This is a genomic window from Corynebacterium sp. HMSC068H04 (genome assembly GCF_001811255.1).
Lineage (GTDB): Bacteria > Actinomycetota > Actinomycetes > Mycobacteriales > Mycobacteriaceae > Corynebacterium > Corynebacterium hesseae.
This window is the reverse complement of the sequence record NZ_KV803985.1, coordinates 26662-51567: the sequence shown is the minus strand read 5'-3', so window position 1 is coordinate 51567 and position 24906 is coordinate 26662. Positions and strand designations below refer to the sequence as shown.

Annotated in this window: 20 protein-coding genes; 6 read left to right on the top strand and 14 right to left on the bottom strand. The window is 59.0% G+C overall.

The window, feature by feature from the left end:
* Nucleotides 1-19 precede the first annotated feature (19 nt).
* Nucleotides 20-991, bottom strand: coding sequence for a 1-phosphofructokinase family hexose kinase (locus tag HMPREF2792_RS04975; RefSeq protein WP_070531378.1), 972 nt, complete (start codon nt 989-991; stop codon nt 20-22).
* A gap of 237 nt (nt 992-1228) precedes the next feature.
* Here HMPREF2792_RS04975 and ptsP point away from each other — a divergent pair, with 237 nt between their 5' ends.
* Entirely contained in the window at nt 1229-2923 is a 1695-nt protein-coding gene (ptsP, locus tag HMPREF2792_RS04970; protein ID WP_070524477.1) for a phosphoenolpyruvate--protein phosphotransferase, read from the top strand.
* Nucleotides 2924-3021: 98 nt separating this feature from the next.
* Here the strand turns inward: ptsP and HMPREF2792_RS04965 are convergent, their stop codons facing one another.
* Nucleotides 3022-3804 (bottom strand): DeoR/GlpR family DNA-binding transcription regulator, encoded by a 783-nt coding sequence (locus HMPREF2792_RS04965; protein ID WP_070524475.1) that lies wholly within the window; start codon nt 3802-3804, stop codon nt 3022-3024.
* Nucleotides 3805-4170: 366 nt separating this feature from the next.
* Nucleotides 4171-4893, bottom strand: a complete 723-nt coding sequence (lexA, locus tag HMPREF2792_RS04960; RefSeq protein WP_070531375.1) for a transcriptional repressor LexA — start codon at nt 4891-4893, stop codon at nt 4171-4173.
* Between the two features lie 756 nt (nt 4894-5649).
* Between lexA and nrdR the strand changes: the two genes are divergently transcribed.
* The gene (nrdR, locus tag HMPREF2792_RS04955; RefSeq protein WP_010190258.1) at nt 5650-6108 is read left to right on the top strand and encodes a transcriptional regulator NrdR; all 459 of its coding nucleotides are present in this window, start codon (nt 5650-5652) and stop codon (nt 6106-6108) included.
* Here nrdR and hrpA read toward each other — a convergent pair.
* Nucleotides 6105-9980: an ATP-dependent RNA helicase HrpA gene (hrpA, locus tag HMPREF2792_RS04950; protein WP_070531371.1), complete on the bottom strand. Its 3876-nt coding sequence runs from the start codon at nt 9978-9980 to the stop codon at nt 6105-6107. The two genes, nrdR and hrpA, sit on opposite strands and share 4 nt — an antisense overlap.
* A 108-nt stretch (nt 9981-10088) precedes the next feature.
* Here hrpA and HMPREF2792_RS04945 point away from each other — a divergent pair, with 108 nt between their 5' ends.
* On the top strand, nt 10089-11165 hold the full coding sequence (locus tag HMPREF2792_RS04945) for a hypothetical protein (protein WP_070531368.1): 1077 nt from the start codon (nt 10089-10091) through the stop codon (nt 11163-11165).
* A gap of 140 nt (nt 11166-11305) precedes the next feature.
* On the opposite strand, the gene HMPREF2792_RS04940 is transcribed toward HMPREF2792_RS04945, so the two are convergent.
* The gene (locus HMPREF2792_RS04940) at nt 11306-12265 is read right to left on the bottom strand and encodes a hydrogen peroxide-inducible genes activator (RefSeq protein ID WP_070531365.1); all 960 of its coding nucleotides are present in this window, start codon (nt 12263-12265) and stop codon (nt 11306-11308) included.
* 173 nt (nt 12266-12438) lie between these two features.
* Between HMPREF2792_RS04940 and HMPREF2792_RS04935 the strand changes: the two genes are divergently transcribed.
* Together HMPREF2792_RS04935 and HMPREF2792_RS04930 are read left to right on the top strand one after the other, a co-directional pair.
* On the top strand, nt 12439-13032 hold the full coding sequence (locus tag HMPREF2792_RS04935) for a peroxiredoxin (RefSeq protein ID WP_070531362.1): 594 nt from the start codon (nt 12439-12441) through the stop codon (nt 13030-13032).
* A 43-nt stretch (nt 13033-13075) separates the two neighbouring features.
* The gene (locus tag HMPREF2792_RS04930) at nt 13076-13609 is read left to right on the top strand and encodes an alkylhydroperoxidase, AhpD family (RefSeq protein WP_070524463.1); all 534 of its coding nucleotides are present in this window, start codon (nt 13076-13078) and stop codon (nt 13607-13609) included.
* A 109-nt stretch (nt 13610-13718) separates the two neighbouring features.
* Here the strand turns inward: HMPREF2792_RS04930 and HMPREF2792_RS04925 are convergent, their stop codons facing one another.
* The 5 genes from HMPREF2792_RS04925 to HMPREF2792_RS04905 form a co-directional block, all read right to left on the bottom strand.
* Nucleotides 13719-14429 carry a VIT1/CCC1 transporter family protein gene (locus HMPREF2792_RS04925; RefSeq protein WP_070531358.1) on the bottom strand — a complete coding sequence of 237 codons (711 nt, stop codon included), beginning with the start codon at nt 14427-14429 and terminating at the stop codon, nt 13719-13721.
* A 104-nt stretch (nt 14430-14533) separates the two neighbouring features.
* Complete coding sequence (locus tag HMPREF2792_RS04920) at nt 14534-14911, bottom strand: hypothetical protein (RefSeq protein ID WP_070531451.1); 378 nt, start codon at nt 14909-14911, stop codon at nt 14534-14536.
* Nucleotides 14912-14939: 28 nt separating this feature from the next.
* Nucleotides 14940-15965, bottom strand: a complete 1026-nt coding sequence (locus HMPREF2792_RS04915; protein WP_232748462.1) for a PTS sugar transporter subunit IIC — start codon at nt 15963-15965, stop codon at nt 14940-14942.
* Between the two features lie 167 nt (nt 15966-16132).
* Complete coding sequence (locus tag HMPREF2792_RS04910; protein WP_070531351.1) at nt 16133-18706, bottom strand: DEAD/DEAH box helicase; 2574 nt, start codon at nt 18704-18706, stop codon at nt 16133-16135.
* A gap of 101 nt (nt 18707-18807) precedes the next feature.
* A complete protein-coding gene (locus tag HMPREF2792_RS04905; protein WP_070521987.1) occupies nt 18808-19827 on the bottom strand; it encodes a PAC2 family protein in 1020 nt (339 codons plus the stop codon).
* 350 nt (nt 19828-20177) lie between these two features.
* Between HMPREF2792_RS04905 and HMPREF2792_RS04900 the strand changes: the two genes are divergently transcribed.
* Complete coding sequence (locus HMPREF2792_RS04900) at nt 20178-21332, top strand: DUF4192 domain-containing protein (protein ID WP_070531347.1); 1155 nt, start codon at nt 20178-20180, stop codon at nt 21330-21332.
* Here the strand turns inward: HMPREF2792_RS04900 and galE are convergent.
* From galE to dtd, 4 genes are all read right to left on the bottom strand, one after another.
* Nucleotides 21289-22272 carry a UDP-glucose 4-epimerase GalE gene (galE, locus tag HMPREF2792_RS04895; RefSeq protein WP_070531344.1) on the bottom strand — a complete coding sequence of 328 codons (984 nt, stop codon included), beginning with the start codon at nt 22270-22272 and terminating at the stop codon, nt 21289-21291. The genes HMPREF2792_RS04900 and galE overlap by 44 nt on opposite strands.
* A gap of 4 nt (nt 22273-22276) precedes the next feature.
* Nucleotides 22277-22957 carry a metal-dependent transcriptional regulator gene (locus tag HMPREF2792_RS04890; protein WP_070521996.1) on the bottom strand — a complete coding sequence of 227 codons (681 nt, stop codon included), beginning with the start codon at nt 22955-22957 and terminating at the stop codon, nt 22277-22279.
* A gap of 284 nt (nt 22958-23241) precedes the next feature.
* The gene (locus HMPREF2792_RS04885; protein ID WP_010190233.1) at nt 23242-24237 is read right to left on the bottom strand and encodes a sigma-70 family RNA polymerase sigma factor; all 996 of its coding nucleotides are present in this window, start codon (nt 24235-24237) and stop codon (nt 23242-23244) included.
* Nucleotides 24238-24375: 138 nt separating this feature from the next.
* On the bottom strand, nt 24376-24852 hold the full coding sequence (gene dtd, locus HMPREF2792_RS04880) for a D-aminoacyl-tRNA deacylase (RefSeq protein ID WP_070531341.1): 477 nt from the start codon (nt 24850-24852) through the stop codon (nt 24376-24378).
* Nucleotides 24853-24906 lie beyond the last annotated feature (54 nt).

Genomic DNA, 24906 nt, shown 5'->3' with positions numbered 1-24906 from the left:
TAGGTACTCCTCAGTACTACTAAAGGTCGGTGACGGCAGAAACCGTCGTGTGTTCGATATCTAGTTCTTCGGGGGTTGGAATCTGGGTTCCCGGGAGTGCTGCGGCTGCTGAACCGTAGGCCACAGCCTGGCGCAGGGCATCGGGGTACGAGGCGCCGGAGCGGCGGGCGAGGATATAGCCGGAGAGCGAAGAATCGCCGGCACCCACGGTGGAGCGCAGGGCAATCGGCGGGGGAGTAGCAGCCCATGCTTCATTGGCCGTGACCAGCACCGCGCCAGCGCCGCCCAGGGTGACAAGAACCTCGGGGATGCCGCGCTTGACGACGACCCTCGCGGCCTCAACCACTCCGCTGAAGTCGCCGTCTTCGGCGGCGGCCTCAAGGGCCTGACCATCGACACCTGCAAGCTGGCCTAGCTCGAGGCCGTTTGGCTTGATGAGGTCGGGGCTGGCTACTTCGAGGTTGTCACCGAGAGCCACCATGGGCGCATCAGAGGTATCGACGGCTATGCGGAGGTCAGGGTTGGCTTCGCGGGCTACCCGGATGAGCTGCGTGTACCAGTCGGTGGGAACGCCTTGGGGGAGAGAACCTGCCATGACTAACCACTCGGCGTCGGCGCAGTGTTCTGCGAGTGCCTGTGCAACGGCTTGCTGCACGTCCGTATCGAGCGTGGCGCCGGGGCCGTTGAGCTTGGTCGTGCGGCCATTCGGCTCGGTCAGAGTGGTGTTGGTGCGCACCGCGCTGTGAGTGGGCACGGCCTGCACGGGAATCGATGCCTCGGCCGCGAGGGCCAAGAAAGGATCGGAGGCAACGGCGGGGAGCAGCGCCAGGCTGTCGACGTTGGCGAGCGTTACCGCGTGCGTAACGTTGACGCCTTTACCACCGGCAACGCTGGAGACGGATCCGGCGCGGTGAACAGCACCAGGTTCGAGTTCCTCGTTCAAGCGCACGGTGGCGTCGATGCTCGGGTTGGGGGTCAAAGTAAGGATCATCGTGGAGAATGTCCCCTTTCGCGGAGTGCGTATATTTGGGGCAAACGCGCCTCAGCGGTGTGAACAAGAGCTTCGGTGCGGATTGCCCGTTGTCAGCGTGAAATTAATGTTGCTTAATGTTGATTATTGCCCGTATGTGTCCGAATGTCAATGGAATCACTGTGGGTTTCGTTGCATTTTTGGCCGACTTGTGATGATCTGGAAAGAGAAAACATCGTCTCCGTAAGGAAATGTGTCATGGAAAACGCATCCCCATCCATCATTAAAGGCACCGGCGTCGTCGCTGGCGTTGCATACGCTGAGGCGGTGTGGGTCCGCCCACGCCCAGAACTGCCCACGGCTGGAGAAACCGTGGCGGAAGAGCAACGTGATGCCGAATACGATCGCTTCCTCGAAGCGGTAGATATGGTTGCTAGCCGGTTGGAACAGCGTGCAGCTGGGGCCGAAGGCCAAGCGGCTGAAGTTCTTGGCGCAACCGCCGGAATGGTCAAGGACCGAGGCTGGCACAAGGCAGTGCGCAAGGGTATTCGCGGCGGTAAGAACGCCGAGTATGCAGTTGTGGGGGCCACGGACAGGTTTGTCACCATGTTTGAGGCCGCCGGCGGCGTCATGGCTGAGCGCACGACGGACCTCAAGGACGTGCGCGATCGAGTGATTGCTCAGCTGCGCGGTGAGCAAGAGCCGGGTCTGCCCATGGTCGAAGGGGAGGCTGTACTGCTGGCTGACGATCTAGCCCCGGCGGATACTGCTACCTTGGACACCACCCACATCAAGGCGCTCGTGACCGAGCTTGGCGGGCCAACCAGCCACACCGCGATTATTGCTCGCCAGCTTGATCTTCCCTGCATCGTGGCAGTGGGCGCTAAGCTGCGAACGATTGAGGCAGGCACCCAGCTCTTCGTTGATGGCTCCGTAGGATCGGTGTCCCTCGGTGCAGATCGTGCCTCCGCGCTGAAGGCCGTGGAGGAATACCGTGAGAAGGCGGCACGAGTTGCCCAGTGGCGGGGACCAGCCCAGACCAAGGATGGCCATCGCGTGCAGTTGCTGGCCAACGTTGCCGACGGAAACGCAGCCCGCATCGCCTCTGACTCGCAGGCAGAAGGCATTGGCCTATACCGCACGGAGTTGTCCTTCCTCTCTGCCAGCGAGGAACCGACCGTCGAGGAGCAAGCGCGCATCTACGGCAAGGTTTTCAACGCTTTCCCGGAGTCCAAGGTCGTCGTTCGCACGCTCGACGCCGGTTCGGATAAGCCGATTTCCTATGCCACCTTGGACTCGGAAGAAAACCCCGCATTGGGCGTTCGTGGTTTGCGCATCGCCCGCGACAACGAGGCGCTGTTGACTCGTCAGCTCGACGCTATCGCCCAGGCCGCGGAAAAGCGCGGAGATGGGGCTACGACGTGGGTTATGGCGCCGATGGTGGCTACAGCAGTGGAAGCGAAATGGTTCGCTGGTCTGTGCCGCGAGCGCGGTTTGACCGCCGGCGCGATGATTGAGGTTCCCGCCGCAGCCTTGATGGCGGATACCATCATGCCGCACCTCGATTTCGTGTCCATTGGTACCAATGATCTGACGCAGTACACCATGGCCGCGGACCGTCTGTCGCCGCAGCTGGCCTACTTGACCGATCCGTGGCAGCCTGCTGTCCTTCGCCTGATTCAGCACACCTGCGTGGTGGGGCGCGATAACAACGTTCCGGTTGGCGTCTGCGGCGAAGCCGCAGCTGATCCCATGCTTGCCTGCGTGTTGACTGGCCTCGGCGTGACTTCGCTGTCGGCGGCGTCGACTGCGGTGGCTGGCGTCGGTGCGCAGCTGGCTGAGCTCAGCCTTGAGCAGTGCCAGAAGATGGCAGAGGCGGCTGTCAACGCCGAAAGCCCAGCGGACGCTCGTGCCGCAGTGATTGCGCTGCTGGAGGAATACCAGTCCGCTTAGAGCGCTGAATTGCACAGGAGGTGTGCGCCCTCATCATGCGGGGTGCACACCTCCTGAATTGATCTATGGGTGCTGGATTGATCTATTGGTGAAACCGCCTACTTGTCCGCGGCGACAATCACTTCGATGCCGTGCTCGCGCAGAGCCTCAACGTAGGAATCGGGGGCGGCGGCGTCGGTAATGACGACATCAATCTCATCGAGTGATGCAAAGCTGACCAAGTAGTCATTGCCCAACTTCGATGAATCACACAGCACGACAACGCGGTGTGCATTGGTGACGAATGCTGACTTGATAGCCGCCTCTTGCGAATCGGCCGTAGAGAGCCCGTGGTCAATGGTTAGCGCATTGGTTCCGATGAAGGCGACGTCGGCACGCATCAGGGCCATGGTGCGAAGCGCAGTGTCACCGACGACGGCCTGGGTAATCGCGCGCACGGTGCCACCCAGCAGCTGGACGTCAGATACCCCGTTGCTGGCTAGTGAAAGAGCGATCGGGAGACTATTCGACACAATGCTGAATTGCCCGGCCGAGTAGCGCTGGCCTATGAGATCGGCAAGCGCATTCGTGGTGGTTCCGGCATCGAGAAAGATGCTGCCGCCGTCGGGAAGCTGCTCCAGTGCGGCGCGTGCGATTGCCATTTTGGCGCCCGTGGCCGAACGTTGGCGAGTATCAAGGGTGAATTCGGCGGTCTGGAAGGATTGGGAGGCGACTGCACCGCCATGAACTCGGTGCACAACTCCCTCTCGGTCCAAGACTGCGAGATCGCGGCGAATCGTCTCAGCGGTGACATCGAAGCGCTCGGAGAGCTCGGTGACATTGACTCGTCCTTCTACAGCGGTCAATGACGCAATTTGTCGGCGACGCTCTTCTGCGTACATGGTTCCTCCAAATGAAGTCTGCCTGTGGTGGTCACTGCGCCCGCCGGTGAAGGAAAACGGGGCTGGGGCATGTGAACGAAAAGAACAACGGATGTTGTGGCGATACTTCTATTGTCCCACTGAATGCGAACAAAACGGAACTAAACAAAGAAAAGCTCACATCGAACGCGTGCCTTAGTCACTAAAACCTACGGTTGTACTGCAAGTATCCGAATGTGTGATCTCGGACGCTAAAACGGTCGAAATCGGGCATGTACACACACAAGGGGGTAAAAAGAAACAATCCCCCAGTCCGGTTCGCCCGCACCGAGTGGGTGATTGGTGTGGAGCGGGGAAGGCCTGAGGGAGCGCTGAGGTGGATGGTTTCTAGAGTTTGCGGAACACGGATACTACTTTGCCCATGATTTCGGCTTCATCGCCCTTGATGGGTGAGTAAGCGTCATTGTGGGGGAGGAGCCATACACCGGAGGAATCTCGGTGAAATTCCTTCACGGTCGCTTCTTCGCCATCCAAAAGTGCGGCTACGAACTCGCCTTCTTCTGCAACAGACTGCGAGCGAATAATAACCCAATCCCCGTTGAGGATTCCTGCATCCTGCATTGAATCTCCCACGACTTGCAGCATATATAGTTCGCCGCTGCCTAGGATTTCACCCGGCATGGGGAAGTAGGCGTCGATGTTCTCCTCGGCGGTGATGGGGGAACCAGCAGCAATGCGGCCCACAACAGGAATGTAGTTTGGGGTGGCGGCGTCTTCGGGTGCGTCAGGGGTGGAGGTTCCCGATGGTGCGATTGCCTGCCCGGTCTTTCGTCCGGGCTTTTTGGGGTCGTCGGCGCCGGGGAAATGGCGCACATCAACAGCTCGTGGCTTGTTTGGATCGCGGCGAAGGAAGCCCTTCTCTTCCAGCTGCTTTAACTGATAGGCCACGGACGAGGTGGACTGGAGGCCTGTTGCGTCACCGATTTCGCGGATGCTTGGCGGATAGCCGCGCAACATTACGGCGTCATGGATTACTTCCAAGATGCGGCGTTGGCGAGGGGAAAGTGAATCGAGGGAAGGGTGGTCGCTTCGCTTCGGATTGCGGGCCATTCTTGCTCCTAGGAACTGTCGGGGTGTGCAGAGTTGATGTGCGCGGCTTTGGCGTGCCGGACATAAGTGGGAGTGGGCTGCTGGTGATACTTCCGCTTCCCTTTTTAGCACGGAAAGAAAAAATGTTCGACTAACGCCGCCCGAGTGTGGACAAATTTTCGAAGGCCTGCTATAAATCGAACATGCACACCAAATCGAACGGTTGATCGAAGGTGATGTTCGAAGATGTCGGGCTTGGTTCGTACACTTCGGGCATTGTCTCAATGAATAAGGAAGACCTAGAAAGGAACCGTCATGGCTATCGCATTAAACAATGCCTCTGTACTGCGCGGGGTGTCCCTCGAGAAGTCTAGCAATCGGGCTGTGCTAGTGCCGCCAGCGGCGGTCTGGGATCCCGCTCAGTCTCGGTCGCTCTCGTCTGATGTCCCGCGCAACCTTCCATATGGGCCGTCTCGTGTTCGAACTCTTGCCGTAAACGATAGAACACAGTGCCGTCCGGAAATTCCGGTGAATTCCCGGGTTTCGGCCGCCGAGGCAACAGCGGGCAGCCGTCGTAGTCGGTCGAACGTAGGTAATTATGTGCTCGGAGCGGTCTTTGGCGCCGCGGTATTCATCGGCACAGTATGGGGTGGCCTCAGTATCGATAGTGGGGTTGACAGTGCGAGCACCTCTTCGACCACGACGGTCGTGTCTTCGCGCTAGAATTCCTTGGGCCAGCAGCATGTGCGCATTGGTCGAAAGGAAGGATACGGCACTGTGTATTGCCCGTTCTGTCACAACGAACAATCACGCGTTATTGACTCGCGCGTAATCGACAGCGGAACCTCGATCCGGCGGCGTCGCGAATGCGCCGCGTGCAAAGGTCGCTTCACCACCATCGAGAAGGCAGTCTTGTCAGTAGTCAAGCGAAATGGCTTGGCTGAGCCTTTCAGTCGCGACAAGCTGATCCGAGGCGTCAAACGCGCATGCCAGGGGCGCGACGTTAGCGATGATGCTTTGAAGAAGCTCGCTCAAGAAGTTGAAGAGACCGTGCGCAGTCACGGCTCCTCGCAAGTCAACGCCAATGACATCGGCCTTGCCATCCTGGAACCTCTGCGAGATCTCGATGAAGTGGCCTACCTGCGCTTTGCGTCCGTGTATAAGTCTTTTGAAAGCGCCGACGACTTTGAATCAGAAATCCGCCTCATGCGTCGGCGCGACCGCGATAGCTTTTAACGCAATTTATCCACTGCCTTTTGGATTCTCCTCAAAGACACCGCGTGGGCAGTGCCCAGGCGTTGTGCGAAGAGCGATACGCGCAGTTCCTCAATCATCCAGTAGATGTCTTTAACCTCACGCGTCTTTTCACGGCCAGGAGGCAGGGAACGCAACCGATTGGCCACATAGGCTTTGGCCTCGTCGACGTCTGCCTGCCGGTCAGCATCGCGGTCCGGGTCCACGTTCATTTCCTCAAGCCTGATGCGCGAGGCCTGGATATAGCGCGGTAGATGGCGCAGATGTTGGATCCCGTGGACGGTGATGGCGTGCGCGGGCAACAGGAAATTGAGCTGGGCCCGAATATCATCGATGGCCAGCCCCTCCCAGTGCTTCAGCTCAGCATTCAGATTGGAATACTCTGCCAGGCCCGGCGCAATTGCAACGACTGCCTGGCGCACTCTGCCCGGGACCTCCGGTTTGACCGCGTTGAGCAATGCATTGAAGTCACCGGGGGTGCGCACCGGGCCGCCCTTTTCCATCATGATGTCGCGTACTGCGGCTACCCGGGCATCGCTGACAAGTCCTTCCGCCCCGCCGTGGGGGTAGGAGTCGACGGCTACCCGCTGCTGTAGAGGAAGCCCTTTGACCATCTGCTGCGTATTCACCGTAATTTCTCGGAGCAGCAAGGTTAGGGTGGTGGTGATCATGGAGGCGTCGGCAGCCGCCTTGGTGGGATGGACCTTGAGCGCCACGCCGTCCTTGGTCGCTACGAGCGCGGGGTAGGCGGTGACCTCATGCCCATCGACGACGGTTACCACTTCCTCATCGATGGCGCCGAGCGTATCCTCCGTCCATTCCTTGACCGCAGTGGATTCGGCGGCGCGGCCAACGCGCGAGACCGAGGAGGAAATGTGGCCGGCTTGGCGTTGGACTAGAGCCTGCAGGTTGCGGTCTGAGTCGATGACCTTGCCCCGCTTGTCCACTGCGGCATAGTTCATGCGCAGATGCGGAGGGAGCTGGTCGGGGCGGAAATCGCCGGCATTGATGCCTTGGCCGCCCATCTCTTGCAAAACCGCAGCGAGTTGCTCGGTGAGCGCGCCCTCATAGGGCAAGAGCTTGGGCAGCGCGCGTTCAGCGAACTCGGGTGCCGGAACCACGGTGCGTCGAAGAGCCTTCGGCAGCGAGCGAATGAGCTCAGTTACGAGCTCTAGACGTAGGCCCGGTACCAGCCAATCGAAGCCTTCTGTGTCCAACCCCGCGAGGAGCGGGACGGGAACCATGAGTGTGACACCGTCGAGCGGGTCTCCCGGCTCGAACTTGTAGGACAAGTCGTAGTCGATGCTTCCCTTCAACCAGCGGTCGGGGAAGGCATCCTCGGTGACATCGTGGTCCTCCTCAAGGAGTGCTTCTGGGTCGAAGTCCAAGGAATGCTTGTTCTTCTGCTTTTTCCACCAGGAATCGAAATGCCGAGCGGTAGTGACAGACGCAGGGATGCGCTGATCGTAGAAATCGAAGAGAGTGTCTTCGTCCACGACGAGTCCGCGCCGGCGGGCCTTGTCCTCATATTCGGAGGCCTCGGCGAGTTTGCGCTTGTTGTCGTGGAAGAAGTGGTGGTGGGTGGTCCAGTCGCCGTCGACTAGCGCGTTACGGATGAACATATCGCGCGCTGCCTCAGGATCCACGCGGTGATAGGGCACGGTCCGGTCGGCGACAACAGTGACGCCATAAAGCGTCGAGCGTTGGGTGACGACCGCAGAGCCGCGCTTTCGCGACCACGTCGGGTCAGAATAGTTGTGCTTCAGCAAATCCTTCGCCAGCTTTTCAACCCATGCTGGGTCGATGGCAGCAACGTCGCGCGCCCACAGGCGCGACGTTTCCACCAACTCAGCCGCCATGACGAACTCGGGCGGTTTCTTTGCCAGTGCCGATCCGGGGAAGACGAGGAAGCGGGTATTGCGTGCACCAATGAACTCCTTAGAGTTGCCATCACGCGCGCCGATATTAGACAACAGTCCAGAAAGCAAGGCCATATGGATGTCATCGGGGCGACGCTCTGTGCTTTCCTGGGCTTTCCACCCGAGCTGCTTGGCGACGTCCCGCAGCTGCCGCACCAGATCGAACCACTCGCGGATGCGCATATAGTGCAGGAAGTCGGCCTTCATCCGTTTGCGGAAAGCATTGCCGCTCATCTCATCGCGAGCTTCCTGGACAAAGTCCCACAGGTTGAGCATGGCCACAAAGTCGGAGGTTTTATCCTTGAAGCGGGCATGTGCCTGGTCGGCTTGAGCTTGCTTGTCGCTCGGCCGCTCGCGCACATCTTGGATCGTCATGGCAGCAACGATGACCATGACGTCGTGGAGACACCCGGAAGTCTTGGCCTCGACCAGCATGCGGGCCATGCGTGGATCTACGGGGATGCGGGCAAGATCGCGGCCTATTCGGGTCAGGACAGGTAGTCCGTCTTTTTCTTTGCCCTCGAGGGCGCCCAGTTCGTGCAGAAGAAGTAGGCCGTCTCGTACGGCCTTCGGCTCAGGGGGTTGGACGAAGGGGAAGTCAGCAATGTCACCAAGGCGCAGCGAAATCATCTGTAGGATGACGCTGGCCAGGTTGGTGCGCAGAATCTCGGGATCCGTAAACTCCGGGCGGGATAGGAAGTCCTGCTCGCTGTACAGCCGGATGGCGATGCCATCCGCAACGCGGCCACAGCGGCCCGAGCGCTGGTTGGCGCTTGCCTGGGAGATCGGCTCGATGGGGAGGCGCTGCACCTTGGTGCGCGTGGAATAGCGCGATATACGCGCCGTTCCCGTATCCACGACGTAGCGAATGCCTGGCACCGTCAATGAGGTCTCAGCAATGTTGGTGGAGAGCACGATGCGCCGTCCGCGGTGCGAGCGGAAGACGCGATGTTGTTCCTGGTTGGACAGGCGTCCGAAGAGCGGAGTGACCTCCACGTTGCGCCAGTGGCGCCCCTCGATGGCCTCCATGGCGTCGCGGATATCGCGCTCTCCGGGGAAGAAGCACAGAATATCTCCTTCGCCTTCGGCCATGAGCTCCTCGATGGCTTCACAGAGGGCGTCGAGAGGATCGAGGTCGATGGTCTTGCCGCCCGATTCGACCTCGAGCGGGCGGTAGCGGATCTCCACGGGGTAGGTTCGCCCGGAGACCTCGATGATGGGTGCAGGTTTGCCCTCAGCGTCCGCGAAGTGTTCGGCGAAGCGCTCGGGATCAATCGTTGCTGAGGTGATGATGACCTTCAGATCCGGACGCTTGGGAAGCAGCCGCTTGAGGTAGCCCAAGAGGAAGTCGATGTTGAGCGAGCGCTCGTGTGCCTCATCGATGATGATCGTGTCGTAGGCATTGAGGAAACGGTCGCGCTGCATTTCTGCCAGCAGGATGCCGTCGGTCATGAGCTTCACGGCGGTGGTGGAGGAGACTTTGTCATCGAAGCGAATGGCATAGCCGACTGTCTCCCCGATGGACTGATCAAGTTCTTCTGCAATGCGCTCGGCGACGGTACGCGCTGCTAGTCGCCGCGGCTGGGTATGGCCAATGAGCCCCCGCCGGCCGCGGCCGAGTTCCAGGCAGATTTTTGGAATCTGTGTGGTCTTTCCCGAACCGGTTTCACCAGCGATGATGACCACCTGATTCTTTTCGATCGCCGCGGCGATATCGTCGCGGCGTCCGGTGACGGGAAGCTGCTCGGGGTAGGTAATCGGCGGCACGTTGGCATCGATGGTGCTCACCTTGTCTTGGGCGGCTGTGATATCGGCCTGGATCGCAGCAAGGGCCTTAGGAGAGCGAGCCTTGCGCAGGCGGCGACGGAATGCGCGCTCATCACTCAAAGAAACTGTTGTGAGAGCGCCGTAAAGATCTTCGCGAGTAGCAGTCATAGTTGACCTAAAAGTCTACTCGGAAGGCTATTCGCTCACAGGTCCAGGTAGAGAAATTGGTACCCTCGTGGTGACTGTGTGAACAATGATTAAAGAAGGGCACAATCAATGACTAATCCTTTTGGTTCGAATCCGGAGGACAACGGCTCCAACGGAGGGTTCGGAAGCAACCCGCAGAACGGCCCCGGTAATTCCTCCGGGAACACAGGTGGACTTCCAAAGTATGAACCCACCAGCCACCCAGAAGACCAGGCTGGTTTCGGTCAATCCGGAAACTATGGCAACTATGGCAACTATGGCGGTGGAGCTTACGGCTCTCAGTCCTATGGTGGGTACGATGCTGGCCAGCCGGGTTATGCCGGTGCGAGCTATGGGAATAGCTCCGGTCAAGAGGGCCTCGGCCCAGGTGCCGGTCCGGCCTATACGGGCCCAGTCAGCGCTATCGAAGCGATCAAATGGGGATTCAAGGCCGCGCTCGGCAACGCACTTTTGTGGGTGCTGGGCGCCGTCGTCGTGCTTGCTATTCAGTTTGTCCCACAAATTGGAATCAGCGTTGGTGCGCAGAACGCCGATGGGGCGGAGACCTCCGTCATGTTGGACCTCTTCTCCTTCGCGGTGTCCATCCTGTCCTTTGTCATTTCTCTGGTCGTCTATCGTTTGGCCTACCGTGAAATCGATAAGCCGAGCCCCACATGGGGAACCCTGTTCCAGGGGGTCCGGTGGGTACCGCCGCTCGTGGTGAACATCGTCTTGGGCATTCTCGCAGCGATTGCCCTGGTGATCGTCATCGTCGTCCTGTTTATGGTGGTCCTCGGCGGTGTGGAAGGTACGGACCTCCAGAACCCAGAGCAGCTCAGCCAGAGCGATGTTTTCGCGCTCGTTGGCTCCATCTTTGGCGGACTCCTAGTAGTGATGCTGATTGCGCTGTTTATTCAGCCCTTCTTTACCCTCATGCCTTGGTTGGCAGCCGATACTTCCTCGATCGGCGAGGCTTTCTCCCAGGGACTCAAGCTGGGCAAGGAAAACTACAGCCACCTTTTGCTGTTTATTGTCCTGTCTGGCCTCTTGGGTTTCGCGTCCCTTATTACCTTGGGCTTGGCTCTGATTATTATCGCGCCGGCCCTTCAGCTGGCGACAGCGCACCTGTGCCGCCAGTGCCAGGGGCGTTATGCTCCGGCAGCTTAAGGCTTAAGCCAAACCTATAACGCAACGCCGCCTAAGCTTTCCTCTTGTTTAGCCACCGCCTATCGAGGCGGGTCGCACTAAAAGGGGTAAGCCAAGGGCGGCGTTGTAGTTTTTAACGCCATTAGAGTCGGGGGCTTGAATTATGAGGCCGGGAAGAGGGCTCGGGAGCGTTCCGCAGCGTCCTGGAAGGCGGCGGTGACCAAAGAGCCAAAGGCGCGGAATTCATCAGCGCGGGCTGCAGACGATCGGAAAACGAGTCCAACCTGGCGCTCCGCCGTTACCGTGGGGGCGAAACGGGCGACCGCAAGCTGCGGGTTTTGGCATTCCGTTGCGAGTGCTGATTCAGGGGCAAGGGTAGTGCCTAGATTCCCCATGACGAGCTGCAGGATAGTGGTCAGCGATGATGCTCGGGTGACGGCATTGGTGGCTTCGGAGGGGTTCACCTTGGCGCGACGGCATAGGTCGAGGACTTGGTCGCGGAGGCAGTGGCCGTCGTCAAGCAGCAAAAGGTCAAGGTCTGCAAGCTCTTCGAGCGTGAGATCCTCACGCCCCGCGAGCGGGTGCCCTGCCGGTGTTACGACGGTAAAGGATTCGCTATAGAGAGGAGTCTCGACCATCCCGGTGGCCTCGGTGGGCAGTGCGGCCACAGCGAGGTCTAAGCTGCCCTCGCGCAGCTTGTCTAACAGGTGTTGAGTCTGCTCCTCGACGAAGCGTGGTTCTAGATCGGGGTAGGTTTCGCTGATGGATTTCAGCAGCCCCGGCAAAATATAGGGCGCGATGGTGGGGATGATTCCGATGGTGAGGGGGCCAGTTAACGTACCGCTTGCACCGTGGGCTTGGCTGAGGAAGGCATCGGAAGCTTCGAGCGTTGCCTTGGCGTAGGGGAGGAGCGCCTCGCCGGTGGACGTCACGATGACTTTGCGGGTAGAGCGCTCGATGAGCTGGACGCCCAAGCCTTGTTCGAGGGCGACGAGTGCTTGGGAGAGCGAAGGCTGGGAGATATCGAGTTTGGCGGCCGCGGAGCCAAAGTGTTTGTTCTCCGCAATCGTGACGAAGGTGCGCAACTGGGCGAGGGTTGGGCGATACTCCTTATTGTTCATGCCTATAACTCTAACATCTCTAATTCGTCAGGCCTATTGACGTGTGAGAGGGTTCGTGGCATACTTAACAAGCGAGCGGCTGCGTACCAGCTAAAAGGCAAAATGGTGTGTGGTCGTAGAGATTTACATCACTTTTGTGCATTGTTGTGACTATTGAAGGAGTTGAATCTTCTATGTCTATCTTGACCGTTGGTGAGAAGTTCCCAGAGTTCGAACTGACTGCGCTGAAGGGCGGCGACCTCCACGACGTCAACGCTAACCAGCCGGAGGATTACTTCGAGCAGGTGTCTTTGGACAAGTACCAGGGGATGTGGAAGGTTGTATTCTTCTACCCGAAGGACTTCACCTTTGTGTGCCCGACTGAGATCGCAGCCTTCGGCAAGCTGGATGAGGAATTCCAGGACCGCGATACCCAGATCCTCGGCGGCTCCACCGACAATGAGTTTGCGCACTTCAACTGGCGTGCAACCCACCCGGAGCTGAAGGAAGTCCCGTTCCCGATGTTCTCTGATATTCGCCACGACCTCATCCGAGCCCTCGGTGTGGAGAACGCCGACGGCGTTGCTGACCGCGCAACTTTCATCATTGACCCGGACGGTGTTATCCAGTTCGTGTCTGTGACCCCGGACGCTGTGGGCCGCAACGTTGATGAGGTTCTGCGCGTGCTCGATGCGCTGCAGTCCGAAGAGGTTTGTGCCTGCAACTGGGAGGCTAATGACCCGACGAAGAACATCGACAAGCTCGAGGTCGTTCAGTCCGCACTGTAAGACATCGCTAAGCACAACCGTCCAACCATAAAGGAGTTACTCAGTGTCCATCGACAACCTGAAGTCCGCACTTCCGGCGTATGCCAAGGATCAGAAGCTCAACATCGGTACGCTGACGCGTACGACCGAGCTGAATGAGGAGCAGCTGTGGGGCAGCTTGGTCGCTGCTGCGGCCGCCACCCGTAATGATCTGGTCCTGAAGGAGATTCTTGAGGAAGCCCGCGAGCACCTCAGCGAAGAGGCAGTTGACGCAGCTCTCGGCTCCGCCACGGTGATGGCTATGAATAACGTGGCCTACCGCGCAAAGAGCTGGTTGGGCGATGATTTCGCGCAGGTCAAGTTCGGTCTGCGCATGAACATCATTGCTAAGCCTGGCGTAGACAAGGCAACGTTTGAGCTGTGGAGCACCGTTGTCTCTGCTATCAATGGCTGCGAGCACTGCCTGACTGCACACGCCAATACTCTGTTGGAGGAGGGCGTGACCAAGGAGCAGATTTGGGAAGGCGTCAAGGTCGCAGGCGTTGTTCAGGCTGTGGCGCAGGCGCTGCAGGCTGAGGCTGTGCGCTCCGCTGAGTAGATAAACAGCATGCCTTCTTAGGCGCACGATAGAAAGTCCCACTCCCGTGATTATGTACAGGGGAGTGGGACTTTTTGTGCCTCAAAGGGCTGGGGAGGTTTGCGGCCTTCTAGCCGATGACCCCGCCGAAGGCAACGCCGATGCCATAGGTAATGGCTAGCCCGAGCGCTCCACCAATGACGAGGCGGAAGACGGAACGTGCGGCATTTGTACCGGCGAGGTGAGCAGACACGTAGCCCGTAATCGCCAGGGCAATGAGAGTGATCACGGCGACGACTGCTGCGGTCATGCTCATCGGGGCTATAAAGATTGACAGGAGGGGTAGCGCTGCACCGGCAAGGAAAGATGCTGCCGACCAGAAAGCGGCGTGCCAAGGGTTCGTCAGGTCCTCACCATCGATGCCCATCTCCAGCCTCAGGTGTGCCTCCAAGAGCCTATCTTTGGCGGCGATCTCATGTGCGGCGGTGTCTGCGGTAGCGGTGTTCATGCCGTAGTCAGCCAACATGGATACGAGTTCGGCGTGTTCTTGTTTAGGAAGCTCCGCCAGTTCGCGAGTCTCCTTATCTATCATCATCCGTTCGGAGTCACGCTGCGCTGACACCGAGACGTATTCTCCCAGCGCCATCGACGCGGCTCCCGATACGGTTGCGGCCAAGCCGGCGGTGAGGATGGCGCTTGCCGACGCCCCCGACCCCACGACGCCGAGCAGAAGTGCAGCGACGGAGACGATGCCGTCATTGGCGCCGAGAACTCCCGCCCGAAGGGAATTTAACCGCGCGTTGTGTGAATCGCCATGGGGCTCGTTGACATGGTGTGCCATTTCCAGCTCCTTGAATCCTAGAGAACTGCTCTTACTCCAGTATCGTCGCTGGTCAGAGTCCTGTGAAGCGTGTATAGGCTTCGCTGTGTGTAGGGAGTGAAGGCTTAGGTAATCGTTCCCGTCCACTCACCGCAGGGGATGCCGTCCACTGACAGGCCCATCGTGAAGACTTCCTCTTTGAGATCAAAGTGGGCGGTGGGCAGCGTGATTGCGAGTGCCTCGGGGGAGTAGTTGTATTGATAATCAACTGGACGGTGGGCGTCCCTCGTGTCTTCTCCGTATGAAGCGATCTCCATCGAGCTGAGGTTGGCTTGCTCGAAGTGGGCGATGAGCTGAAGGTCGAGGGTGTGCAGCTTAAAGACGACGTCACGGTGGTGGGGCATGCCTCCGAGGAGCCAATGCACAGTGACTGAGTCCTCATGCGTCTCAAAACTAACGCCGGCAAGGTGGATGCTGGTGGCTGGGGATTTTGGGTTAGTCATAGTGGCGCCCACTGTACTCCCCATGTCGCTACTTGAAATCGAGGGAAAAGTATTCAGATTTGGTTAAGTGCAGAACCTTTTCAAAGAGCCAGCAAAAGAGCAGCGCAAGGGCGAGGGGAAGTACGACATAAACGAAGGTAATGATCATCACGTTGCCGGCGCTCCATCCCCACCCTTCGTAATTGAGAGCCGCCAGCGGGCCCATGAGTCCGGAAATTCCGAAACCGGCGGAGATTGGTGTGCCCGAGATCCCTAGAGCGCCACCAACTGCGCCCAGGATTGCGGCGGAGCAAATGACGGGAAGGAAGGTGACCGGCTTGGACAACATATTGGCCATCTGCACTTTGGGAGAGCCCAGAACATGCAGGATGGAGGTGGCGAAGCCGTTTACGCGCCAGCCGGCAACGAGGAGCGTGAAACCTGCGGCAACGGCCCCGAGGTTGGCGGTGCCAGAGGCGATGCCGTCGATAAAGATGGCGGTAGCAATGCCGACGGTGGAGACTGGGGAGACGATCATGACTGCAAAAAGAACGGCGAGGACTATGCCCATGAGGACCGGCTGCAAAGTTGTCGCACCGTTCACGAGGTCACCAAGCCACAGCGTAAAGACCTTGACGATGGGGAAGGTGACGACCCATCCGATGCTGCCCGCAACGAGCGTCACGATGGTGGAAAGCAACAAGATGGAGTAATTCTTGAGCCTATCGCCGATGAAGAGGAGCAAACCAACTGCCATGGCTGCGGTTAATCCAGAGTTGATGACGAGCCCGGTGCCTTTGAGGAAGAAGCCGCCTTCGGGATTGACGGTGGCCACCCCGGAGCCGCAGAAGGAAGCAATGCCCACGGCTGCGGTCTGAATCGGTGTCATCTTGAATTCGATGCCTACGAGGACACCAATCATCACAGGTAAAAGGCTGGCGGCTAGACCCGTCAGCGCTATTACGGTGGACGCGCCGGACCAGAAGGGGAGCAGCGCCTTGGCCAACTCGCCGAGCAAGGCCTGCGGGACGAGCGACACGACGACGGCGATCGAGATGCCGTTGAGAACCTTCATGGTGAAGGATCCGAGAGCGAGATGCTCGGCCGCGGGCGCGGCGCTGGCGTGGGGGATGGGGGAAAGCTGGCGTTCGTCGATCTGCTGTGGCGTGCTCATTCCCCAATCATACGCATAATATGCGGTTGACGGAGAATAATAACAAAGGAAGGGTGTATTTAAATTCCCTAGTATTCCACGCGTAGTTCGGACAGCCGGACTTCACCAGCCTCATCGGAGGCATCCAAATCGACAGTGCCAACGATGTGGTAGGAGTTGTCCCCCTCTGGGTCCTTGAGGATCTGCCGGACGGTCCACGATCGTGAACCCCCGACGCCACGAGCCCCTGAGCCCTTGTCGCCCTTGTCCAGGACAAAGTACTCCGGCCCCCGTGCTGCTGGCCCAGTATCGATGTCATCGTAGTCATCGAAGTAGTCATCGAGAGCTTGGCCAAAGTCGGGGATCTCCTCCAAATAATCCAACAAATCTGCCAAGCGATCTTCCTTCTCCAAGGCAAAGAGCTGCGCGAGCCGGAAGAAGTAGTTGCGCACCATGATGCCAAAGGCGCGCTGATTGGCTGTCAAGGCGGTGGGATCCTCAACGCCGAAGGCCAATTCGCGGTCCAAATCCGCCTGGGAAATGGGGGAGTTCTCGCCGGCCATTTCAGCCCACTCGTCGACGAGCGAAGAATCAACCTGGCGGATAAGTTCTCCGAGCCAGACGATGATGTCTTCGAGCTCCTCGGTAAGGAACTCGGCAGGGATCGACTGCTTGAGCGTGCGCCAAGCATCAGTGAGGTAGCGCAGGATGACGCCTTCAGAGCGGGCGAGTCCGTAGGTGGCGACAAGGTCGGAGAAGGTCATGGCGCTCTCTAGCATGTCGCGAACCACAGACTTAGGACGCAGCTCAAATTCCTTGGCCCAAGGATTGGTTTCGCAAAAAGTGTCGTAGGCCTGCTCCAAGAGCTCTTCGAGTGGCTTCGGCCAGGTGATGTCTTCCACGATGGCCATGCGTTCGGTGTAGTCTACCCCGTCTGCTTTGAGCGCCGCGATCTCCTCGCCACGGCGTTGCTTTTGCTGAGCAATTAGGACTTGGCGAGGATCATCGAGCACCGCCTCGAAGACCGAGATGACGTCGAGGGCATAGGTGTCCGATTCCGGATCCAGCAAGGTGAGTGCCGCCAACGCGAAGGGCCCCAAAGGTTGGTTCAAGGCGAAATCGCGCGGCATTTCCCGCACCACGTGGTACGGGCGTCCATAGATGTCGAGACCCTTGGTGGATTTTTGGACCACGCCTGAATTGAGAAGCCCTCGAAACAGGCTCAGCGCCGTTAAGATGTCTTCGTTCTGGCGCGCACGCGTGTTGTGACTCGTACGCAGCAGGTGTTTTAGGTGTTCGTAACCGTTGCCGTGGCGGGCGAGCACATTGAGCAGCATGGAATTGGAGACCCGGAATTGGGAAGTGAGCTGCTCCGGTTCGGCGTCGATAAGCCGGGCATAGGTCTGCTCCGACCAAGAGACCTCACCGTCGCGCGCGGACTTCTTCTTCAGTTTCTTTAGGCGCGCCGGGTCATCGCCCACGCGCCGCCGCGCTTTGGCGTTTTCGATCTCGTGCTCCGGCGCCTCTACGACGACAGTGCCTTCCGTGTCATAGCCTGCGCGGCCGGCGCGACCGGCAATCTGGTGAAACTCGCGGGACTTGAGGATCCGCTGACGGGTTCCGTCATACTTGGCCAGGCCCGTCATCAACACCGTGCGGATCGGAACATTGATGCCAACACCTAAGGTATCCGTTCCGCAAATGATCTTGAGTAGACCCTTTTGGGCCAGCCGCTCCACCAAGCGCCGATACTTCGGCAGCATGCCGGCATGGTGCACACCAATTCCCTTGCGAAGCAGCTTAGACAGGTCCCTGCCGAACGTCGTGGTGAATCGGAATCCCGCGAGCTCAGCGGCAATGGACTCCTTCTCCTCTGGGGTGATGATCTTTGACAGCGACGTCAATGCTTGCGCGCGCTCTGAGGCCTCGCGCTGGGAGAAGTGGACAACGTAGACAGGAGCCTTGCCACCAGCGAGCAAATCCTCGATGGTTTCATGGACAGCGGAAAAGACGTAAGAGAAGTCCAACGGGACTGGGCGGGTTGTCCCAGCCACGAGCGTCGTCGTGCGTCCGGTGCGCTCAGTTAAGTCCTTCTCCAGCCACGTCGTATCGCCCAAGGTCGCGGACATGAGCAAGAACTGTGCCTTCGGCAATTCCAACAGCGGAACCTGCCAGGCCCAACCGCGATCCGGCTCAGAATAGTAGTGGAACTCATCCATGACCACCTGATCGATGGCAGCTTCTGAGCCATCGCGTAGCGCAATATTCGCCACAATCTCAGCGGTCGCAGCAATGATGGGAGCGGAACCGTTCACGGTGGCATCGCCGGTCATCATGCCAACGTTTTCTGGGCCAAAAATCTCACAGAGAGCGAAGAATTTCTCGCTCACCAAGGCCTTGATAGGTGCGGTATAAAAACTGCGCTGCCCTCGCGCTAAAGCTATGAAGTGGGCGGCATTGGCCACCATGGACTTACCGGACCCGGTAGGCGTGGCCAAGATGACGTTATCCTGCGCGAGGATAGCTAAAGAGGCCTCTTCCTGCGCCGGGTACAGCGAGATTCCACGGCCGGAGGTCCACGATAAAAACGTGTCCCAGATGGCCTCATCAACCATCGGCTCGGGGACTTCGGCGAGATCGGGCAACATCTGAGAAAGGTTCACCCGTCCCACCTTAGGCGAAAGCCTTAGAGTATAAGTCTCCGCCCTGCGGCTGTGAACGACCGAGACCCTCGACAGCCGCGGCGTGTTGAGCTTATCTGAGGTTAGACGTCATCGTCCATGTCTGAGCCGGGGCCCTCGTCTCGCCCGTAGTTATCCTCGCGGTCGTCGATGTCTTCAGAGAGGATATCCGGGTTGTCATCGAGCCCGGCAAGGAAAGCCTCGAAGTCAGCCCCGATCTCCTCGCCCGTAGGCATGTGCTCTTCACCCGGCATAATGGCCTGCGGATGGCGGGAACGGTAGCGCTCCATATAAGCGTCGTACTGCTCTTCCAACTGGCGGACCACGCCCGCGATCTCTTCAGAATCCGTCACCTGCTCCTCGAGCTGCTGGTTGACGCGAGCCACGTCTGCCTCCAAGCTACCCAAGGGAATGTTGAGGTCGACGGCTGAGGCAACCGAATCCAGAAGACGGAGCGTGGCCGCTGGATAAGGCGAGGCCGCCAGATAATGCGGCACATGCGCGGTATAGCCGGCCACGCGGCGGCCCTTCTTATCCAAGGCACGCTCAATATACAGGGCGGCTGCGCCGGGGACCATCATGGTGGATTCCATGCGCACCATAGAGTTAAGGAGTTCCGGGGCATTGCCGTGCGCAGTGACCACCGTGGGGCGGGTGTGTGGCACCGGCATGGGCGCGGAGTAGAGCATGATGGTGTTCTTGATATCGAACTTTTCAACCAAGTTCACTACCGCATCCGTAAAGGCCTCCCACCGCAAGTCCGGTTCCGGTCCGGACAGTAGCAAGAAAGGCGTGCCGGAATTATCCCGCAATACCTTGATGCCCAAATCCGTGTTCTCAATCTCCACGGTGCGGTCATGGTCGATAGTGACGGCAGGGCGGCGTGAACGGTAGTCAATGAGTTCGTCGTTATTAAACGAGGCCAGCTGGCGGTTTTCCAACGCGGCTTTGAGGTGATCAGCGCTGGCTTCAACGGCCTGGCCTGCATCGGCGTAGCCATTCATGGCAACGATCATTGTGGGGCCTGCGCCTGGAGTGGAATCATCCTTGACCACTGGAGCGGGGTACTCCAGCTCGTACATGCGGCGCTGTTCTTCCTGCATGGTTGTGACTCCTCCTTCTAGCCGTGTGCTTGTTCTCGAGCGTACGACCTCAATCAGTGTTCTGTGACATGCAACGCTTAAGGCTTACCGCCTATTCCCAGAGGCGACTGGGCGTCCGGGGCGAACGCGAAGCTGGTCTGTACGCGCGGGGGCTCCCGCAGGGAACCAGTGATGATCGTTCAAGCATGCCATATGGAGGCTGGTTGTGCCAGGTTTCCACTTGCTGGGTGTGGAAAACCGGGCTACTTCCAGTGGACTGCGCACTAGCCCGGACTCGTTATCCACAGATGTGCCGTGGACGGTCTTAGTGCTCTAGCGAATCGAGGTAAGTGTGGTTCAGGCTACAAGGTATGAACACACACTCAACGCATACAGACCGCACTCCACCAATAACGACCCCAGGTCACCTCCTCGCAAACATCCCTGGCCTCCTAGGCTTCTATCCCACTGAATCGGTGGTTTTCATGGCTATCGATACCACCCCGCGGGGCCCAGCAATGGGCCCGCTTGCACGCGTCGACATCGCAGATGCCCAAGGGGCAGTAGTGGACATCTCGCCGTTACTGGCCGAGCACGCCCGCGAAGGTGTGTTTGCATTCCTTATTTCGAAGCGTCCCCTCACCGAGCTCAGGGAGGTGGCTCACTGGCTATATGGCCTAGACCGCGCCGAGGACGGGCTGGAGGTCGACGCTGCGTGGCATACCCGGGAAATCACCAAACATGAGGCTTATGTCTTGCTTCATGGAACCGTCAACGCGGATGGAAGCGGGCCAATGAAGAAGTGGGTTGAGGGGACAATACCGGCGCTGACCGACGCCCCCTCGATGCGCTCTTGCGTCGACCACAATGTTGTACCGGAGCTCAATAGGGAGGAGTTCTTTGCTGTCTTTGCCGCAGGGAACCAGTATCTGGATGCTGCCGAAGCCGATGCCTTGGCGCGGCAAGCGCAAGATGCGGCGACGCAGTATCGTGCGCAGGTAGCAGCTGCGCGGGGAAAGAAACGAAAGGACCTCTTGGATCACTTCCTCGACGATGCTCGGTGGGCGCTTCGCCAGGTGGCGTCGGTGGAGGAGGCTGAGCAGGACAGTGAGCTGCTGGCAACCTGTGCTGTGTGGCTGTCAACGACGTGGACGCGTGACCTCGTCGTGAACGTGTGCGCGACGTCGGGCGAAACGGGAGCGCATCTCCTTCTGGCGGCGGCGCGGACATTCGGCGGCGAGTTGCGGGCAAACGCGCTGACTCTCTTTGCGCTGGCGCAGCTGGAACAGGAGTGGGATATCCTCGCCGGCCCTGCATTGCAGCTCGTCGTGGAAGAATTTCCCAGCCACCGCCTAGGCTCACTCCTGTGCCAGGCATACCGTCATGGCCTGCACGAAAAGATTCGGGACTCAATTCATACAGGCGCCCTCAAAGCCTATGAAAACGCTATAGGGGAAGGGGAGGAGCATTCAGAGGATGCGGCTAGCGATGCGCAGAATGTGCCCGCTCGCCGAGCTGCTGGGTGAAGTTCCACGCGTCTGTCACGATGGTGGTTAGATCGGTGCGGCTGGGGTTCCACCCGAGCTCGGATTTGATCTTTTCCGAGGAGGCCACGAGTGTTGCGGGATCCCCAGCGCGGCGAGGTGCAAGCTCAGCCGGGATGGGGTGACCGGTTACTTCGCGGCAGGCCTCAATGACCTGTTTGACGGAGTAGCCATCCCCGGAGCCAAGATTGTAGATGCGGTGCGTTCCTGCGGCGTTGCTCTCCAGCGCTAGGACGTGGGCCTCTGCCAGGTCTCGGATGTGGATGTAATCCCGGACCGCGGTGCCGTCGGCGGTGTTGTAGTCATCGCCGAAGATGAAAATCTTGTCGCGGTGCCCCAGCGCTACCTGCAGGACGAGGGGAATGAGGTGGGTTTCTACTTCGCGGTTTTCTCCAATGGTGCCGTAGGCTCCGGCGACATTGAAGTAGCGCAAGGAGGTCGCCCCAAGGCCGTAGGCAGTGGCATAGGACGTGATCATGTAGTCAATTGCGAGCTTGGAGGCGCCGTAGGGATTCGTTGGCTGCGTAGGCATCGACTCCGTAATTGGCACTTGCGCTGGCTCGCCGTAGGTCGCCGCGGTCGAGGAAAAGACGAGGTTTGTGACTTCGAATTCCCGCATGGCGTTCAGGAGTGTCAGCGTGGTTACGACATTATGTTGCCAATAGTCAGCGGGGGCTTTAACGGATTCACCGACGAGGGAACGCGCCGCAAAGTGCAGCACGCCGTCGAATCCACCTTCAGACAACACCTCACGGGCGACATCAGCGACGTCGCCTTCAACGAGACGCGCCTGCTCCGGGATGGCCTCGCGGTTGCCAGTGGAGAAGTTATCGATGATGGTGACGTCGTGGCCTTTTTCAACCAAGACTGCCGCGCACACACTGCCGACATATCCGGCACCACCGGTAACTAACAGCTTCATCGTATTACTTCTCCTTAACTCGGATGGCGTGGGCGAGATCGTCGACAAGCTCGACGGTATGCCCAGATTTCGTCGTCAGCGTAATGGTTCCGCTCTCATTGACCACCGTCACCTGCGAACCGATTTGGATTCCGCAGGAATAAAGATCATCGAAGGTCGAGCTGTCGGCCTGCAACACCTCATTGATTTGCACGATGGTGGCTTCAGTTTCTTGTCCCGTGGGAAGGTCGATGGCGCGCGTCCCCAAGTCGAGCTCTACCGGGGTCGTGCCCAACTGTGCCAAGCCTGGGATGGGGTTGCCGAATGGTGAGCGCGAGGAATCCTCCAATACCGCGACGACGCGCTTTTCTACCTCTTCACTCATGACGTGTTCCCACCGGCAAGCCTCGTCGTGGACCTTGTCGATATCCAGTCCAAGGACGTCTGTGAGCAAGCGTTCAGCTAGGCGGTGCTTGCGCATGACGTTGGTTGCCAGTTCGCGGCCCTGTTGGGTGAGGTCGAGGCTGCGATCAGTGCGCACGTGGAGCAGGCCATCGCGCTCCATACGAGCCACGGTCTGGGATACGGTCGGCCCAGACTGCTCTAAACGCTCTGCGATCCGCGCGCGGAGGGGAGTGATGCCTTCCTCTTCGAGCTCGTAGATGGTGCGCAGATACATTTCCGTGGTGTCAACTAGGTCCCTCACGTGGGCTTACCTTTCTGCGTTGTGGGCGGTGCGTAGCCACATAGGTTTAGACGCGGTAATAAGGATGTATTAAGAGAATATCTTAAACAATAGCGCATTCATCGGAAGTATAGAGCGCGCAGCGCTGTTCTTCCGGTGGGGTTCGACGGGGGCACAGCAACCTCGCGGGACCTTGTGGAACGACGAAAGCCACCGAGCACTGACCGCTATAACCCACAATGCTGTTTCAGCTGGGCTAGCAGGTAGCTGGCTCGATGGCTCATGCCAGGATTCGAATAAGAGATTTAGAGTGCGTATTCGCGGAGGCGATCGGCGCGGTTTCCTTCGCGCAGCTTGGCCATGACCTCACGTTCAATTTGGCGAACGCGTTCGCGGGAGAGACCGAACTTGCGGCCAATCTGGTCGAGGGTGCGCGGAACCCCATCGTCCAAGCCATAGCGCAAACGGATGACGTCCTGCTCGCGCTCCTCCAAAGAACCAATGACGGAGCGGATATCGGAGTGGCGCATCGAAGCAACCACGGCGGTTTCGGCGTCCGTTGCCTCGGCATCCTCGATGAAGTCTCCCAGTGGAGCCTCTTCATCGGTGCCCACCGGCATATCCAAGGAGACAGGATCGCGGGACTGACGCAGCAGCATTTCGATCTTGGACTCTTCGATTCCCGATTCCTCTGCGAGCTCCTCGTTCGTAGCCTCGCGGCCTAGGGATTGGTACATCTCGCGCTTGATGCGCGAAAGCTTATTAACCTGCTCAACTAGGTGTACAGGGAGGCGAATTGTCCGGGACTGGTCAGCCATGCCGCGGGTAATGGCCTGGCGGATCCACCAGGTTGCGTATGTGGAGAACTTGAAGCCCTTGGCGTAGTCAAACTTCTCCATCGCGCGAATCAGGCCCAAGTTACCCTCCTGGATGAGATCCAGCAGCGGCATGCCGCGGCCGGTATAGCGCTTAGCCAGGGAGACCACGAGGCGCAAGTTTGCTTCCAAGAGGTGGGAGCGTGCCTTCTTACCTTCGCGGGCCAAAATCTTCAGGTCACGCTTCTCCGCGCGAGTCAACTTCTCAGCATTGGCAAGCTTGTACTCGGCGTAGAGACCAACCTCAATGGTCTGCGCCAATTCAACCTCGTCCTCGGCGCTCAGCAGCGCAGTCTTGCCGATTCCATTGAGGTAAACGCGGACCAAGTCCGCGGAGGGATTGTCATTGGTCTGGTTACGGCGTGAGCCGCGGTCAACTTCCTGTCCGTCCTCGTCCTGGACGCTAGCAGCGGATGATGTGGCCATCTCATGCCTCCTAAGTTGCGGCTTGGTTCATCCCCTACAACGGGCCTTCGCGTCAGATAGTTCCCACGGGCCCAAAAATGTTTAATCACCCGGGATGTGCGAGAGGTTTTAGGCCATTTTGGGGGAGGCGCGCCGAAGCTAGACCTCAACGAGCACGGTAAACGGTCCTTCATTGATGGAGGACACGCGCATCATCGCTCCAAAGCGGCCTTCTTCCACAGTGATTCCGCGCTCGCGAAGGCGAGCGACAACTCCCTGGATAACCGGCTGCGCGGCTTCACCCGGTGCGGCATCTGACCACGATGGGCGCCTGCCTTTGGCCGTTCGTCCGTAGAGGGTGAACTGACTTACCACCAGAACAGGCGCACCGCTGTCGGCCACGCTCGTCTCGCCTTCTAGGACGCGCAGCTCAGCGATTTTGCGCGCCATCGTGTCCATCCGCTCTTCCAAGGTTGGTCCTTCGGCAGTGCCGGAGTCAGAACCTGCCGCGACGTCCTCGCGGGAAATACCGACGAGCGCTAAGACGCCGCCGGTATCCGGGCAGGAAATAGAGCCGACAACGTCGTTGTCTACGGTGACGGTAGCTTCGGAAACGCGGGTTAAGACAGCACGCATGGAAGGGAGTACACGACCTTTCTGGTGAGGAGTTCTTTCTCAGATGACAAACGC